The following is a 15921-nucleotide window of genomic DNA, read 5'->3' on the forward strand; positions in this document are numbered from 1 at the left end:
CACGCTCGATTTATCTGAAAACGCCGCCCCTTGCCGGGCGGCGTTTTGCGTTGGCCTGCGTGTCGTCATTGACCCGAGGAGGAAACGCTGCTATCTGATTATTGAACGCTTGTTCATTAATGCAATCGGAGGAGCCCTGCATGTTTATGGCCACAATGCAATTCGATCTGGGCGAGGACGTGAACGCCCTGCGTGAGATGGTGCACCGCTGGGCTCAGGAACGGGTCAAGCCGATGGCGGCCGAGATCGACGCGTCCAATGCCTTTCCGAATGAGCTGTGGAAAGAGATGGGTGAGCTTGGTTTGTTGGGCGTTACAGTCCCTGAAGAATATGGCGGGGCCGGTATGTCCTATCTGGCGCATACGGTGGCAGTTGAGGAAGTGGCGCGCGCCTCGGCCTCGGTATCTTTGTCCTACGGGGCGCATTCGAACTTGTGCGTGAACCAGATCAAGTTGAACGGAACAGAAGAGCAGAAGAAAAAATATCTGCCCGGTCTGATTTCGGGTGAACACGTCGGGGCGTTGGCTATGTCCGAGCCCTCGGCTGGGTCGGATGTGGTTTCCATGAAGCTACGTGCAGAAAAGCGAAACGATCACTATCGGCTGAATGGCAACAAATATTGGATCACCAACGGGCCGGATGCAGACACTCTGGTCGTCTATGCCAAGACCGATCCGGACGCCGGGTCAAAGGGGATCACGGCTTTTCTGATCGAGAAAGAGATGACCGGGTTTTCGACTTCGCCTCATTTCGACAAGCTTGGCATGCGCGGCTCGAACACCGCTGAGTTGATCTTTGAAGATGTTGAAGTGCCGTTCGAGAATGTTCTGGGCGAAGAAGGGCGGGGTGTAGCCGTTCTGATGTCCGGTCTGGACTATGAGCGTGTGGTTCTTGCGGGTATTGGAACCGGGATCATGGCCGCCTGCTTGGATGAAGTGATGCCCTATCTGGCCGAGCGTAAGCAGTTCGGAAAACCGATCGGGAGCTTCCAGCTCATGCAAGGCAAGATCGCGGATATGTACACAGCGATGAATTCGGCGCGGGCCTATGTCTACGAAGTTGCCAAGGCATGCGACCGCGGGGATGTAACCCGTCAGGATGCTGCAGCGTGCTGCCTATATGCCTCGGAACAGGCGATGGTGCAGGCGCATCAAGCCGTTCAGGCGTTGGGTGGTGCCGGATTCCTGTCGGATTCGCCAGTCAGCCGGATTTTCCGAGATGCAAAGCTGATGGAGATCGGCGCGGGCACCAGCGAAATCCGCCGCATGCTGATTGGGCGCGAAATGATGAACGAGATGTTGTGATGGAAAACCCCGCAGTTCATTGAACCACGGGGCTTTTTGCGATTGGATCAGAAACGATGAACGTAGGACAGGCCAATCAGGAACGGGTCGATTTCGGCGGTGCCGATGTCGTTGCCGTCAAGTTTGACGTCCGAGTCGATGTCGAACCAGCGCACGTTCAGACGCACCGCGCCTTTTTCCGTGACCATGTAATCCAGACCGGCCTGCAGAGAAACGCCGAAGGAGTTGTCCAGATCGAGATCGCCCAAAGGCGAGTCTTCCTCGAAGAAGATGGTGTAGTTCAGACCGGCGCCGACATAGGGCTTCCACGCGCTATTGGTCGGGAAGTGATAGTTCAGCGACAGAGTAGGCGGAAGATGCTTGACGCTGCCCGCGTCAACGCTGCCACCGAGAGTGACGTCATGCTTGTAGGGGGTCGAGGCCAAGAGCTCGATCCCGAGATTGTCCTGAACGAAGTATTCGACGGTGAAAATCGGACGGGTGTCCGAGTCGATTTCGGCGTCGAACCCGGCCAGAGTCCCATTGTCGGATTTGGGGTCCAGATAGCCGACACCAACACCGACTGTCCAATCGCCTTGGGATTGGGCGAAGGCTGGGGCAGCCAGAGCGACAAGTGCGGTAGAAAGGGTCAAAGCGGCGAGTTTCTTTGTCATATTCGTGCCTTTGCTTGCGTTGATGCCGAGGTTTTGGATGCCGCGGCGCAGAAATGCTCTGATCTGCATCAAACTCCGGAAATTGCTGAAGCGGGGAGGCTAGCTGCAACCGCTAATGAAATAAGGGAAAATCAGCATGCATCCCGCTGAGCGCATACCGGGTTTGCGCGGCGACCAAAGCTGGGCGATGCCTTATCGGCTGAACATGGCGCAGCAATGCCTGTCGCAACAATCCGATCGGGTTGCTTTGCTGGATCTGACCCGGGGCGATCCGAGCGTGGTAACATTTGGCGAACTGGAGCTTATGGTTGATGGCATCGCTCGCGCGTTGATAGCTCGGGTCCAGCCAGGAGACCGGGTTGGCGTCTTGCTCAGCCAGTCGCCGTGGTGTGCCGCCGCGCATCTGGCGATCTGGAAGATCGGCGCGATTTCGGTGCCGCTGTTCAAGCTGTTCAAGCACGATGCGCTGGCGTCGCGTGTCAGAGATGCAGGTGCGCGGATCGTTTTGACCGATGCGGAAGGGTCTGCGTTACTGGGTGAATTGGCCCAACCGCTTTTGGTTGATGAGATTAGGCAGGAAGGGGAACCGGTGCCCTTTGCTGATACCGGCCCCGAGGATCCGGCAGTCCTAATCTACACGTCCGGCACTACTGGCAGCCCCAAGGGTGCGCTGCACGGCCATCGCGTGCTGACGGGCCACCTGCCGGGCGTCTCGATCAGCCACAATCACTTGCGCGATGGGGATTGCCTGTGGACGCCAGCAGACTGGGCGTGGATCGGCGGTTTGTTCGACGTTCTGATGCCCGGGCTTGCGCTGGGCGTTCCGGTGGTCGCCACGCGGTTGGACAAATTCACCCCACAGGCCTGCGCCGATGTGATCGCGCGGGCGGGGGTGCGGAACGTCTTCTTTCCACCGACGGCTTTACGGATGCTCAAAGCTGCGGATCAGTCGATACCGGGATTGCGGTCGGTGGCGTCTGGGGGCGAGCCTTTGGGCGCGGAGATGTTGGCTTGGGGCCAGCAGGCGTTTGGTCTGACGATCAACGAGTTTTATGGCCAGACCGAGTGTAACATGGTCGTATCCTCCTGCGCCGAGGACTTCTCCGTTCGCCCCGGCTGTATCGGTAAACCGTTGCCGGGTCATGAGGTGGCGGTAATTGACGATCATGGCCAACCGACGACGGAGGAAGGTGACGTCGCCATCCGGCGCGGTTCGGCCTCAATGCTGCTGGAATACTGGAATAATCCGCAAGCAACGGCTGAGAAATTCCGAGGTGATTGGCTGATCACCGGTGACCGTGGCGTGTGGGAGGGCGATTATCTGCGCTTTGTCGGTCGTGATGATGACGTGATTACCTCGGCAGGATACCGGATTGGCCCGGCTGAGATCGAGGATTGCCTGCTGACCCATCCGTCAGTGGCAACGGTGGGCGTGGTCGGCAAGCCCGATGAGCTGCGGACCGAGATCGTGAAGGCCTATGTGGTATTGAAGCCGGGGGCTGAGGCGTCGGGCGCTGAGTTGCAGAATTGGGTTAAGGACCGTTTGGCGCAGTATTCCTATCCGCGTGAGGTGTCCTTTCTGGAAGAGTTGCCGATGACGGTGACGGGAAAGGTGATCCGGAAGGAATTGAAGGCGCGGGCTGCAGGGGAGGCAATTACATGATGCGAATTGCATTTGCTGCGATGCTAGTACCATCGCTTGTTTCCGCTCAGGGCGCTTGGGTAGACCAGTCGTATATTCAACAATGTTTTTCTCAGACGCAGCATGGCGATAGCTTGTCATCATGTCTCGGTACAGCTGCCAATGCCTGCCAAACTATACCGGGAAATGAAACAACCCTTGGCATCACCGAGTGTATTCAAGCCGAAACCCAAATTTGGGATTCATTTCTAAACGAACAGTATAAACAGCGTCGAGCAGAACTGGCTGAACAAAGTCCCGAACTTTCGGACCAGTTGCGAGATGCTCAACGCGCATGGATCGGATTTCGGGATGCTGAATGTGCTCTAGCCTACGGCATATGGTCTGATGGAACGATACGCTCGATTGTTGCCGCAAATTGCCTGCTGACCGAAACCGCTGAACGCGCTGTGGAATTGCGCGACTTGGGGAAGATGGAATGAAAATAAAATCCAAAGCCATACCAACCTCTGAGGGGTTTAAGGCGAACCGAGCCGCACATCTGGATGCGCTGGCACATATTGCGGATGCCGCCGAAGCGGCCCGCATGGGTGGCGGTGAAAAATCGCGGACGCGGCATGAATCGCGGGGCAAGATGCTGCCGCGTCGTCGGGTGGCGAACCTGCTCGATCCGGGTTCTCCGTTCTTGGAAATCGGCGCGACGGCGGCGCATGGGATGTATGGGGATGCCGCGCCCTGTGCTGGGGTGATCGCCGGGATTGGCCGGGTGCAAGGGCGCGAGGTCATGGTGGTGTGCAATGACGCCACAGTAAAGGGCGGCACCTATTATCCGATGACGGTCAAGAAACACCTCCGCGCGCAGGAGATTGCCGAGGAAAATCATCTGCCCTGCATCTATCTGGTCGACAGTGGCGGTGCGAACCTGCCCAATCAGGATGAGGTTTTCCCCGACCGCGATCACTTTGGCCGCATCTTCTATAATCAGGCGCGGATGAGCGCGAAGGGGATTGCTCAGATCGCCGTTGTAATGGGGTCGTGTACGGCGGGCGGGGCTTACGTTCCGGCGATGTCCGACGTGACGATCATCGTGAAAGAGCAGGGGACGATCTTTTTGGCCGGACCGCCTTTGGTCAAGGCTGCGACGGGGGAGGTTGTGACAGCCGAAGATCTGGGTGGCGGCGATGTGCATACGCGCCTGTCCGGTGTGGCGGATTATCTGGCCGAGGATGATGCGCATGCGTTGGCCTTGGCTCGGCGGGCCGTCGGGTCGTTGGGGGGTGCCGGGCTGAAGCCTGGCCTACAGTTCGAAACACCGGAAGAGCCTGCCTATGATCCCGAGGAAATTTTGGGCGTAGTTCCGGCCGATCTGCGGACGCCCTATGATATCCGCGAGGTGATTGCGCGGCTGGTCGATGGCTCTCGGTTCGACGAGTTCAAACCGCGATTTGGTGAGACGCTGGTGACCGGTTTTGCCCATGTCAAAGGTTGCCCGGTCGGGATCATTGCCAACAACGGTGTGTTGTTTTCTGAGGCCGCGCAGAAGGGTGCGCATTTTGTCGAACTGTGCTCGCAGCGCAAAACCCCGCTGGTCTTCCTGCAGAACATCACCGGCTTCATGGTCGGCCGCAAATACGAAAACGAAGGCATCGCGCGGCACGGGGCCAAGATGGTGACGGCGGTGGCGACGACGAGCGTTCCAAAGATCACAATGCTTGTCGGAGGGTCCTTCGGAGCTGGAAACTACGGCATGGCAGGACGCGCCTATCAGCCTCGGTTCCTGTGGACTTGGCCGAATTCGCGTATCTCAGTGATGGGGGGCGAGCAAGCTGCAGGTGTCCTAGCGACTGTCAAACGCGACGGGATCGAACGACAGGGCGGCACATGGTCGGCTGAGGAAGAAGCTGAATTCAAGCGCCCGACGCTGGGCATGTTCGAAGAACAATCCCACCCGCTTTACGCTTCGGCCCGGCTCTGGGATGACGGCATCATCGACCCGCGCAAAAGCCGCGACGTGCTGGCCCTATCGCTGAGCGCCGCGCTAAACGCCCCGATCGAGGAGACACGTTTCGGCGTGTTCAGGATGTGATGATGGCGTTCTCTGCCAAGATTGAGGATGTGTTCTCCATATCCGGAAAGGGAACCGTACTTTGGCTAACGGCCGTAGTCGGAGAGCCATTGGAAGGCGATCGGTTTGAAACAGAACTAGGTGAAGCGACGGTTCTCGCAATCGGTGCGCCTGGGATTCGCAATCGTGCTTGTCTTACCGGCAAAGAGGTCTCTCCGTACGGAGGTATTCTGACAGATTTACCGATGCCGGAAGCAAGGTCGCTCCACAATACGACTATTCAAACAGTTGAGGGGGCAACATGAACCGTAGTCTAAAGCAAGTGATGGCTCGCTACCCGGGTGCCCAGACCTTCAAGTTTGGCGACAATGCCCAGCTGAGTGCCGAACTGCTGGCCCTCGTGCGGGAGGGCCGAAAAACAGCGACATGTGGTGCTTTGCGAGACTACCCAGAAGGCAGTGCTGATACCCCGGTCGTTGGGCGTCAGGATATTGCGCTGGAATGGGATGATCGCCCCGCTTTGGTGATCGAAACGGTCGAGGTCTCGACCTGCCGATATTGCGATGTGACCGAAGACTTTGCGTTGGCCGAGGGTGAGAATGAAACGCTTGAGGGATGGCGAGGGGATCATCGCCGGTATTTCGAACGCAATGGCGGGTTCGATCCCGAGATGGAATTGCTGTGCGAACGCTTCCGCCTTGTCGAAGATCTGGCGGTTAAGGGGTAAGCTATGTTTAACAAAATCCTGATTGCCAACCGCGGCGAGATCGCCTGCCGGGTCATGGAAACTGCTCAGAAGATGGGCGTATATTGTGTGGCTGTGTATTCGGATGCTGATGCATCGGCCAAGCATGCGCAAATGGCGGATGAAGCGGTGCATATTGGTGGCGCGGCCCCAGCCGAAAGCTATCTGAAGGGTGATGTGATCATTCAGGCGGCGCTAGATACAGGAGCGCAGGCGATCCATCCTGGTTATGGGTTCTTGTCCGAAAACCCGGATTTTGTGGATGCAGTCGAGGCTGCAGGTCTGACCTTCATCGGGCCATCGGCGGACGCGATCCGCAAGATGGGCCTTAAGGATGCAGCCAAGGTATTGATGGAGGACGCAGGAGTTCCCGTCGTCCCCGGCTATCATGGCGACAATCAGGACCCTGAACATCTGGCTGGCGCGGCAGACACAATCGGGTATCCCATTTTGATCAAGGCCGTTGCAGGTGGTGGTGGCAAGGGGATGCGGCTGGTCGAGGCGCCCGAGGAGTTCTCGGCTGCATTGGACAGCGCGCGCGGTGAGGCAAAGACGGCGTTCGGTAATGATGCTGTACTTGTCGAGAAATTCGTCGCCAAGCCCCGCCATATCGAGGTGCAGGTGTTCGGCGATGGCACCCATGCGGTGCATCTGTTTGAACGCGACTGCTCGTTGCAGCGGCGACATCAGAAAGTGATCGAAGAGGCCCCAGCCCCTGGAATGACTGCCGAGATGCGTGAGGCGATGGGGCAGGCGGGCGTGCGCGCGGCTGAGGCGATTGGCTACAAAGGTGCAGGGACGGTTGAGTTCATCGTCGATGCCTCGGACGGGCTGCGCCCGGATCGGTTCTGGTTCATGGAGATGAACACGCGCCTGCAAGTCGAGCACCCGGTGACCGAGGCCATTACCGGCGTTGATCTGGTCGAATGGCAGTTGCGCGTAGCAGCGGGTGAAAGCCTGCCGAAGCGGCAGGGCGATTTGTCGATCCGCGGACATTCCTTTGAGGCGAGGCTTTATGCCGAAGATGTGCCCAAAGGCTTTCTGCCTGCGACGGGTACGCTGACTCATCTACAGTTCCCGGAAGGCTGCCGTGCCGACAGTGGCGTGCGCGCCGGGGATACGATCAGCCCATGGTACGACCCTATGATCGCCAAGGTCGTGGTGCATGGCCCGACACGCGCGGTCGCTTTGGAAAATCTCCACCGGACCTTGCGCCAGACCGAGGTCGCCGGGACTGTCACAAATCTCGCCTTCCTTGGTGCTCTGACGCGGCACAGCGGGTTTGCGTCGGGCGACGTGGATACCGGGCTGATCGGGCGAGATCTTGAGGCTCTGGTAGAGGTCGCTGATTCAGGTCATGCGTCAACGGTGGCTGCGGCGATGACGGCGCTGGGCCTGATAGAGACTGCCTCTGAGACAGGCTTCACCCTTTGGGGGGCATTGCACCGGGCTGTGCAGCTAATGCGCGACGGAGAGGTCATTGATTTGGACGTGCAGGTTGAAAACCCGCATCGGCAGGTTTGGACTGTTAACGGCGCGCAGGTGATTGCGCAGCGAAATGGCGGTTGGATTATTGACGGAAAGCCAATGCCCAACGTCGCCATCGCAGGATCTCAGGTCACCGTGTTCGACGATTACGGGCAGGTGTTTGACGTTATCGATCCTCTGGATCGCGATGCAAGTGCTGCAGGTGACACCAACGTGATCGAGGCGCCGATGCCCGGGCTGGTCAAGGCCGTCTTCGCCTCGGCGGGACAGGAGGTGAAAGAGGGCGACCGGCTGGCCATTCTGGAAGCGATGAAGATGGAGCATTCTTTGTTGGCCGCCCGAGATGGGGTGGTCGCGGAAGTGTTGGCCGAGGCAGGTGCACAGGTCGAGGCCGGTGCAGCGTTGGTTCGGTTGGCCGAGGATTGATCTGTTCGGCCCGCGGATTGCGTGGCACAGTCGGGCCATCCGCAATTGAAACGATAAGAAACCGGGAAGGGATGCGCTGATGAAAGAACGGGTCGAAATATTCGAGGTCGGGCCACGCGACGGCCTGCAGAACGAACAGCGCGAGATCCCGGTGGCCGAGAAGGTCGCCTTGGTCGATTGCCTCAGCCGGGCCGGTTTCAACCGGATCGAAGTTGCCAGTTTTGTCTCACCGAAATGGGTCCCGCAAATGGCGGGCAGCGGTGAAGTTATGGCTGGAATCACACGGACCGAAGGCGTGCGGTACGCTGCGCTGACGCCGAATATGCGCGGGTATGAGGACGCGTTGGCAGCCAAGGCAGATGAGATCGCGGTGTTTGCTTCGGCGTCCGAGGGGTTCTCGAAAGCGAACATAAACGCAACGATTGCCGAATCCATCGAACGCTTTGTGCCCATTCTCGAAGCAGCACGACATATTGATCTGCCCGTCCGGGGCTATGTCTCGTGCGTGACCGACTGTCCCTATGACGGCCCGACCCCGCCCGAGAAGGTGGCCGAGGTAGCGGACGCGCTGTTTGCCCATGGCTGCTATGAGATTTCGCTGGGGGACACAATTGGGCAGGGAACGCCGGACAAGATTGCTCATATGCTGCTGGCCGTGCGCGAACGAGTGCCGGTTACCCGACTTGCAGGACATTTTCATGACACCAACGGGCGGGCAATCGACAACATAGACGCTTCGCTTGCCTTGGGTGTGCGGGTATTTGATACCGCCGTGGGCGGGCTGGGTGGTTGCCCTTATGCGCCGGGTGCGGCCGGTAATGTCGCAACCGAAGCCGTGACCGCACATCTGGAACGGTTGGGATATGAGACCGGTCTGGATGTGCCGGTTCTGGAACAGGCGGCGCGCATGGCGCGGGCAATGCGGGCGGAATAAGATATGTTCGAGACCATTACGCTGAACACAGACGCGCGTGGCGTGGCCACTCTGACGCTGGATCGACCCGAGAAGCACAACGCACTGTCGGCTCAGATGATTGCAGAGCTAACCCAGGCCGCTGGGCAATTGGCAAATGATGATGCGGTGCGGGTGGTGGTTCTGGCCGCCTCGGGCAAGAGCTTTTGCGCCGGGGGAGATCTGGGTTGGATGCAGGCGCAGATGGCTGCCGATCCCGAGACGCGTTTTGCCGAAGCGCGCAAGCTGGCTGAGATGCTGAATGCCTTAAATACGCTGCCCAAACCCTTGATCGGCGCGTTGCAGGGAAACGCGTTTGGTGGAGGTGTCGGGATGGCCTCGGTCTGCGATGTGGCGATCGGTGTGGAAAGCCTGAAGATGGGTCTGACCGAGACGCGGCTTGGCCTGATCCCGGCGACGATTGGACCCTATGTCATTGCCCGAATGGGCGAAGCACGGTCGCGGCGCGTCTTTATGTCTGCCCGCCTGTTCGAAGCGGCGGAAGCGGTCGAACTGGGCCTGTTGACCCGCGCGGTGCCCGCTGTGGCGTTGGCCGAGGCGGTCGAAGCTGAGGTGCAACCCTATCTGTCCTGTGCACCCGGTGCGGTGTCTTCGGCCAAGCAGCTGATCCAGTCACTTGGGCCGCGAATTGATGACGCGGTGATTGACCACACCATTCGACAGCTTGTCGCGCGTTGGGAAACTGATGAGGCGCAAGAGGGAATCGGCGCCTTTTTCGACAAACGAAAACCTACATGGATTAGTTAGGTTTAGCCGATCGCTTTGTTCCAGAAGTATTCTCCGCAATAGCCCGCTGGATGATTGTAACAATGCCGACCTGCGCGTTTCTGTTCGGTTGACCCTCTGACCCCACAGGGATAGAGAATGTCCAGTCAAATCGCCAATTGACGGCGCACCCTTTCGGGACTTGCGCAGGAAAGGAGCTATACGTGGAAGACCTGCTGCGGGAGTACCTCCCGATTCTGGTGTTTCTGGCCGTTGCCGTGGGCCTTGGAATCGTACTGATTCTGGCTTCTGTGGTCCTGGCTGTCCGCAATCCCGACCCCGAAAAGGTCAGCGCCTATGAATGTGGCTTCAACGCATTCGACGATGCGCGGATGAAATTCGACGTCCGATTCTATTTGGTCGCGATTCTCTTCATCATCTTCGATCTGGAAATCGCCTTCCTGTTCCCCTGGGCCGTTGGCTTCAAAGACATCAGCGATGTTGGGTTCTGGTCGATGATGGTGTTCCTGGCGGTGCTGACCATCGGCTTTGCCTATGAATGGAAGAAAGGGGCCCTGGAATGGGAGTGATGACGGGCGCAAACACCGCCGGCGTCGACAAGGAAGTCGCCACCCAGGCCCTGAACGCGGAACTGCAGGACAAGGGGTTTCTGCTGACCTCGACCGAAGACATCATCAACTGGGCGCGGACCGGTAGCTTGCACTGGATGACCTTTGGTCTGGCCTGCTGCGCGGTAGAGATGATGCACACGTCGATGCCACGGTATGACGCGGAACGGTTCGGCATCGCGCCTCGTGCGTCTCCGCGCCAGTCTGATGTGATGATCGTCGCTGGAACGCTGACCAACAAGATGGCCCCGGCGCTGCGCAAGGTTTATGACCAGATGCCCGAGCCGCGCTATGTGATCTCGATGGGGTCCTGCGCGAATGGCGGTGGGTATTACCACTATTCCTATTCCGTGGTGCGCGGCTGTGACCGCGTGGTTCCGGTGGATATCTATGTCCCCGGTTGCCCCCCCACCGCCGAGGCGCTGCTTTACGGTCTGATGCAGTTGCAACGCAAAATCCGCCGCACCGGCACCATTGTGCGCTAAGGGAGAGGGCAGATGAGCGAAGCACTCAAAGAACTCGGCGCGCAGCTGGAACTGAAACGGGCCGATTGCGTTCTGTCTTGGGATGTCACCCATGGTGAGCTGAACGTCGATGTGGCTCCTTCGAATCTGGTGGAATTCATTGAGTTTCTCAAAAGTGACCGGACCTGCCAGTTCTCGACCCTGGTTGACATCACCGGCGTCGACTACCCCGAACGGGCCAAGCGGTTCGATGTGGTCTACCACTTCCTGTCAATGTATCAGAACCAGCGCATTCGCTTGCGAGTCTCGATCCGAGAAGATGACATGGTGCCTTCAGTCGTGGACGTGCACCCCTCTGCCAATTGGTTCGAGCGCGAGGTGTTCGACATGTTCGGCATCCTGTTCTCAGGTCATCCAGACTTGCGACGCATCCTTACGGATTATGGTTTCCGCGGCTATCCGCTGCGCAAGGATTTCCCGACCACTGGCTATACTGAAGTCCGCTATGACGAAGCGCAAAAGCGCGTGGTCTACGAACCGGTCTCATTGGTTCAGGAATACCGTCAATTTGATTTCATGTCCCCGTGGGAAGGTGCGAACTACATTCTTCCGGGGGATGAAAAACAGGAGTCGTAAGTCATGGAGTTCCTGATCTGGATTGCCGTCACGGTTGCCACGATTATCCCGATGCTGAAACTGCTACCGCATTTCGGGATCGAGAAATACTGGGTCGTAGCCTGCGTCATCCCGATTGGAACGCTGATCCTGATTTGGATCATGGCCATGAAACTGCAAGAGATGGAGCGCCGCTGATGGGTCTGGGGGAACTGATTGCGTTTGGGGCGCTTGGGGTTCTGCTGGCTGGGGCCGCTGCCAAGGCAGCTGAGGCGGAAAAGGTCCGGGTACGGGCCGAAGCGAAGAAGAAACGAGGGCGTTGATGGACGGCTCAAGATACGATGACGGCAGCACGGACGCGCTGAGCGGAGAACAGAAGATCCGCAACTTCAACATTAACTTCGGCCCGCAACACCCTGCGGCGCACGGAGTTCTGCGACTTGTGCTTGAGCTGGACGGCGAGATCGTCGAACGTTGCGACCCGCATATCGGCCTATTGCACCGTGGTACCGAAAAGCTGATGGAAAGCCGGACGTATCTGCAGAATCTGCCGTATTTCGACCGTCTTGATTACGTGGCACCGATGAACCAGGAACATGCCTGGTGTCTGGCCATCGAAAAACTGACCGGTGTTGAAGTACCGCGTCGCGGATCGCTGATCCGGGTGCTGTATTCCGAGATCGGCCGCATCCTGAACCACCTGCTGAACGTGACCACGCAGGCGATGGATGTGGGCGCGCTGACCCCACCTTTGTGGGGGTTCGAGGAACGCGAGAAGTTGATGGTGTTCTATGAGCGGGCTTGCGGCGCGCGCCTGCACGCCGCCTATTTCCGCCCCGGCGGTGTCCACCAAGATCTGCCGCCGGAATTGCTGGATGATATCGAGGCGTGGAGCCATGAATTCCCTGCCGTTCTGGACGACATTGACGGACTGCTGACCGAAAACCGCATCTTCAAACAGCGCAACGCCGATATCGGCGTCGTAACCGAGGATGACATTCAGAAATACGGCTTCTCGGGCGTGATGGTGCGTGGATCGGGTCTGGCCTGGGACCTGCGTCGCGCGCAGCCCTATGAGTGCTATGACGAGTTCGAGTTTCAGATCCCCGTCGGCAAAAACGGCGACTGCTATGACCGCTATCTCGTCCGCATGGAAGAGATGCGCCAGTCGCTGCTGATCATCCGTCAGGCCATCGCCAAAATCCGTGACTGCCCCGGTGACGTTCTGGCACGCGGCAAGATCACCCCGCCGAAACGTTCGGACATGAAGACCTCGATGGAAAGTCTGATCCATCACTTCAAGCTCTATACCGAAGGCTTCCACGTCCCTGCGGGCGAGGTCTATGCCGCTGTCGAAGCCCCCAAGGGCGAGTTCGGCGTCTATTTGGTCGCCGACGGCACCAACAAGCCCTACCGCGCCAAACTCCGCGCGCCGGGTTTCCTGCACCTGCAAGCCATGGACCACGTTGCCGGAGGACACCAACTGGCCGACGTCGCCGCCATCATCGGCACCATGGACGTCGTATTTGGAGAGATTGACCGCTAATGCTCCGCCGTCTTCACCCCGAACAACCCGAAAGCTTTGCCTTTACCGCTGCCAACCAGCAATGGGCCGAAGCGCAGATCACCAAATACCCCGAAGGCCGTCAGGCCAGCGCGGTGATCCCGCTGCTGTGGCGTGCGCAAGAACAAGAGGGCTGGCTGAGCCGTCCGGCGATTGAATCCGTCGCCGACATGCTGGGTATGGCCTATATCCGCGTGCTTGAGGTCGCGTCGTTCTACTTCATGTTCCAGCTGCAGCCGGTTGGATCGGTGGCACATATTCAGGTGTGCGGCACGACATCCTGCATGATCTGCGGGGCCGAGGATCTGATTGCGGTCTGCAAGGAAAAGATCGCGACCAAGCCGCATGAACTGTCTGCTGACGGTAAGCTGAGCTGGGAAGAGGTGGAATGCCTCGGATCTTGCACCAATGCCCCGATGGCGCAGATCGGTAAGGATTATTACGAAGATCTGACGACCGAGAGCTTTGGCAAGATTCTCGATGATCTGGTGGCGGGCAAAGTGCCGACTCCGGGTCCTCAGAACGGGCGCTATGCGGCGGAACCCCTCAAAGGGCTGACAAGCCTGACAGAATATGACAGCGGCAGAACGCAGTATAACGCCAGCGTCCAGCTAGCGAGCGATCTGGGTGATACCGTCAAGCGCATCGACGGGACCGAGGTTCCGATCCTGACCCCGTGGCTGGGCAAGGATGGCAAAGCAGCAGCGACCAAAGCCGCGCCGAAGCCACCCAAAGCGCCGACCCCCGCGAAACCTGCTGTGAAACAGGCCGCAGAAGCGAAAGCAGCGAAAGAGGATCAGCCGGAAACGCTGAAAGAAGCGCGGGGTGGCAAGCCGGATGATCTCAAGATGCTCAAGGGCGTTGGTCCGAAGCTGGAAGAAACCCTGAACGGGCTGGGCTTTTATCATTATGACCAGATCGCTGCATGGACGCCTGAGCAGGTGGCCTGGGTCGATGCACGGCTGAAATTCAAAGGCCGGATCGAGCGGGACGGGTGGATCGAACAAGCCGCGAAACTGGCTGCAGGTGAAGAAACCGAGTTTGCCAAACGTGCCAAAGAAGACGGCACTTACGAAGATTAAACGAGTGCCCGCCTAGGGCATCAGGACAAGATGGATACGGACAAGGAACTGGCCATTGCCCGCAAGGGCCGACATATCGGCATCGTCATTGCGGTGACGATGGTGATTTGGCTTGGAATGACCTTGTTCATTGGCCCTGCAATCGGATTGCCGGGGCGTTATGCGCTGCTGTTTGATTTTGCCGCTTTGGCAGGATTCATCTATGCGGGCGTCAACATATTTCAACTCTGGCGCATGCGTCAGGACAGCCAAAGGTAACACGCGATGCTGAAGGATCAGGACAGGATCTTTACCAACATCTACGGGATGCATGAGCGCACGTTGAAAGGCGCGCAGGCCCGCGGGCATTGGGACGGCACCGCTGGCCTGATCGAGAAAGGCCGCGACTGGATCATCCAGACAATGAAAGACTCAGGTCTGCGCGGCCGTGGTGGTGCGGGTTTCCCGACCGGTCTGAAATGGTCTTTCATGCCCAAGGAAAGCGATGGTCGCCCGGCTTATCTGGTGGTGAACGCGGATGAATCCGAACCCGGGACGTGCAAAGACCGCGAGATTATGCGTCATGATCCGCACACGCTGATCGAGGGGTGCCTGATCGCGTCTTTCGCAATGAACGCGCATACTTGCTACATCTACCTGCGCGGCGAATACATCCGCGAGCGTGAGGCTCTGCAGGCCGCGATTGACGAAGCCTATGACGCGGGTCTGCTCGGGAAGAATGCTGCTGGTTCCGGCTGGGATTTCGACCTGTTCCTGCATCACGGCGCTGGGGCTTATATCTGCGGCGAGGAAACTGCTCTGATCGAAAGCCTTGAGGGCAAGAAGGGTATGCCGCGCATGAAGCCTCCGTTTCCGGCGGGAGCGGGTCTTTATGGCTGCCCGACCACGGTGAACAATGTGGAATCGATTGCCGTTGTGCCCACGATTCTGCGGCGTGGTGCCGACTGGTTCGCAGGCTTTGGCCGTCAGAACAACGCGGGCACCAAGCTGTTTGCGATCTCGGGCCATGTGAACAACCCCTGTGTCGTCGAAGAGGCGATGTCGATCTCCTTCGAAGAGCTGATTGAAACCCATTGCGGCGGCATTCGTGGCGGCTGGGACAATCTGCTGGCGGTAATACCCGGCGGGTCTTCGGTGCCATGCGTGCGCGGTGAGAACATGCGCGACGCGATCATGGATTTTGACTATCTGCGCGGAGAACTGGGTTCGGGTCTGGGCACGGCAGCGGTCATCGTGATGGACAGGTCCACCGACATCATCAAGGCAATCTGGCGGTTGTCGAAGTTCTACAAGCACGAAAGTTGCGGCCAGTGTACGCCATGTCGTGAAGGCACTGGTTGGATGATGCGCGTGATGGACCGTCTTGTACGCGGTGAAGCCGAACTGGAAGAGATCGACATGCTGTTTGACGTCACCAAACAGGTTGAAGGCCACACAATCTGCGCCCTTGGCGATGCCGCCGCTTGGCCGATCCAAGGTCTGATCCGCAATTTCCGAGAAGAAATAGAGGACCGCATCAAGGCCCAGAAATCGGGCCGCATGGGTGCGATGGCAGCGGAGTAAAAT

Annotated in this window: 18 protein-coding genes; 17 read left to right on the top strand and 1 reads right to left on the bottom strand. The window is 58.6% G+C overall.

Features of this window, described 5'->3' with window-relative positions:
- Positions 1–140 precede the first annotated feature (140 nt).
- A complete protein-coding gene (locus ACR0MP_RS01610) occupies positions 141–1304 on the top strand; it encodes an isovaleryl-CoA dehydrogenase (RefSeq protein ID WP_170404042.1) in 1164 nt (387 codons plus the stop codon).
- 47 nt (positions 1305–1351) lie between these two features.
- Here the strand turns inward: ACR0MP_RS01610 and ACR0MP_RS01615 are convergent, their stop codons facing one another.
- Positions 1352–1957 carry an OmpW/AlkL family protein gene (locus ACR0MP_RS01615; protein ID WP_170404039.1) on the bottom strand — a complete coding sequence of 202 codons (606 nt, stop codon included), beginning with the start codon at positions 1955–1957 and terminating at the stop codon, positions 1352–1354.
- 136 nt (positions 1958–2093) lie between these two features.
- Between ACR0MP_RS01615 and ACR0MP_RS01620 the strand changes: the two genes are divergently transcribed.
- From ACR0MP_RS01620 to nuoF, 16 genes are all read left to right on the top strand, one after another.
- Entirely contained in the window at positions 2094–3620 is a 1527-nt protein-coding gene (locus tag ACR0MP_RS01620; RefSeq protein ID WP_170404036.1) for an AMP-binding protein, read from the top strand.
- The gene (locus ACR0MP_RS01625; RefSeq protein ID WP_170404033.1) at positions 3617–4081 is read left to right on the top strand and encodes a lysozyme inhibitor LprI family protein; all 465 of its coding nucleotides are present in this window, start codon (positions 3617–3619) and stop codon (positions 4079–4081) included. The genes ACR0MP_RS01620 and ACR0MP_RS01625 overlap by 4 nt, the downstream gene beginning before the upstream one ends.
- A complete protein-coding gene (locus tag ACR0MP_RS01630; RefSeq protein WP_170404030.1) occupies positions 4078–5685 on the top strand; it encodes a carboxyl transferase domain-containing protein in 1608 nt (535 codons plus the stop codon). Before ACR0MP_RS01625 ends, ACR0MP_RS01630 begins: the two co-directional genes overlap by 4 nt.
- Before the next feature lie 280 nt (positions 5686–5965).
- Entirely contained in the window at positions 5966–6391 is a 426-nt protein-coding gene (locus tag ACR0MP_RS01635; RefSeq protein WP_480885623.1) for an ASCH domain-containing protein, read from the top strand.
- Between the two features lie 3 nt (positions 6392–6394).
- Positions 6395–8323, top strand: a complete 1929-nt coding sequence (locus tag ACR0MP_RS01640; RefSeq protein ID WP_170404019.1) for an acetyl-CoA carboxylase biotin carboxylase subunit — start codon at positions 6395–6397, stop codon at positions 8321–8323.
- 79 nt (positions 8324–8402) lie between these two features.
- Positions 8403–9257, top strand: coding sequence for a hydroxymethylglutaryl-CoA lyase (locus ACR0MP_RS01645; protein WP_170397063.1), 855 nt, complete (start codon positions 8403–8405; stop codon positions 9255–9257).
- A gap of 3 nt (positions 9258–9260) precedes the next feature.
- Positions 9261–10043: a crotonase/enoyl-CoA hydratase family protein gene (locus ACR0MP_RS01650; RefSeq protein WP_170404015.1), complete on the top strand. Its 783-nt coding sequence runs from the start codon at positions 9261–9263 to the stop codon at positions 10041–10043.
- A gap of 182 nt (positions 10044–10225) precedes the next feature.
- Positions 10226–10591, top strand: coding sequence for an NADH-quinone oxidoreductase subunit A (locus ACR0MP_RS01655; RefSeq protein WP_170404012.1), 366 nt, complete (start codon positions 10226–10228; stop codon positions 10589–10591).
- Positions 10582–11115: a NuoB/complex I 20 kDa subunit family protein gene (locus tag ACR0MP_RS01660; RefSeq protein ID WP_010442777.1), complete on the top strand. Its 534-nt coding sequence runs from the start codon at positions 10582–10584 to the stop codon at positions 11113–11115. Before ACR0MP_RS01655 ends, ACR0MP_RS01660 begins: the two co-directional genes overlap by 10 nt.
- Before the next feature lie 12 nt (positions 11116–11127).
- Positions 11128–11730 (top strand): NADH-quinone oxidoreductase subunit C, encoded by a 603-nt coding sequence (locus tag ACR0MP_RS01665; protein WP_480885626.1) that lies wholly within the window; start codon positions 11128–11130, stop codon positions 11728–11730.
- Between the two features lie 3 nt (positions 11731–11733).
- Complete coding sequence (locus ACR0MP_RS01670) at positions 11734–11907, top strand: hypothetical protein (RefSeq protein ID WP_170397057.1); 174 nt, start codon at positions 11734–11736, stop codon at positions 11905–11907.
- A complete protein-coding gene (locus ACR0MP_RS01675) occupies positions 11907–12032 on the top strand; it encodes a hypothetical protein (protein WP_480570709.1) in 126 nt (41 codons plus the stop codon). Before ACR0MP_RS01670 ends, ACR0MP_RS01675 begins: the two co-directional genes overlap by 1 nt.
- Positions 12032–13255: an NADH-quinone oxidoreductase subunit D gene (locus ACR0MP_RS01680; RefSeq protein WP_010442773.1), complete on the top strand. Its 1224-nt coding sequence runs from the start codon at positions 12032–12034 to the stop codon at positions 13253–13255. Before ACR0MP_RS01675 ends, ACR0MP_RS01680 begins: the two co-directional genes overlap by 1 nt.
- Positions 13255–14355: an NADH-quinone oxidoreductase subunit NuoE gene (gene nuoE / locus ACR0MP_RS01685; RefSeq protein WP_170404003.1), complete on the top strand. Its 1101-nt coding sequence runs from the start codon at positions 13255–13257 to the stop codon at positions 14353–14355. Before ACR0MP_RS01680 ends, nuoE begins: the two co-directional genes overlap by 1 nt.
- A 30-nt stretch (positions 14356–14385) precedes the next feature.
- Entirely contained in the window at positions 14386–14613 is a 228-nt protein-coding gene (locus ACR0MP_RS01690) for a DUF5337 domain-containing protein (protein ID WP_170404000.1), read from the top strand.
- Between the two features lie 6 nt (positions 14614–14619).
- The gene (gene nuoF, locus ACR0MP_RS01695; RefSeq protein WP_170403997.1) at positions 14620–15918 is read left to right on the top strand and encodes an NADH-quinone oxidoreductase subunit NuoF; all 1299 of its coding nucleotides are present in this window, start codon (positions 14620–14622) and stop codon (positions 15916–15918) included.
- Positions 15919–15921 lie beyond the last annotated feature (3 nt).

Source organism: Ruegeria sp. K3 (genome assembly GCF_056531845.1).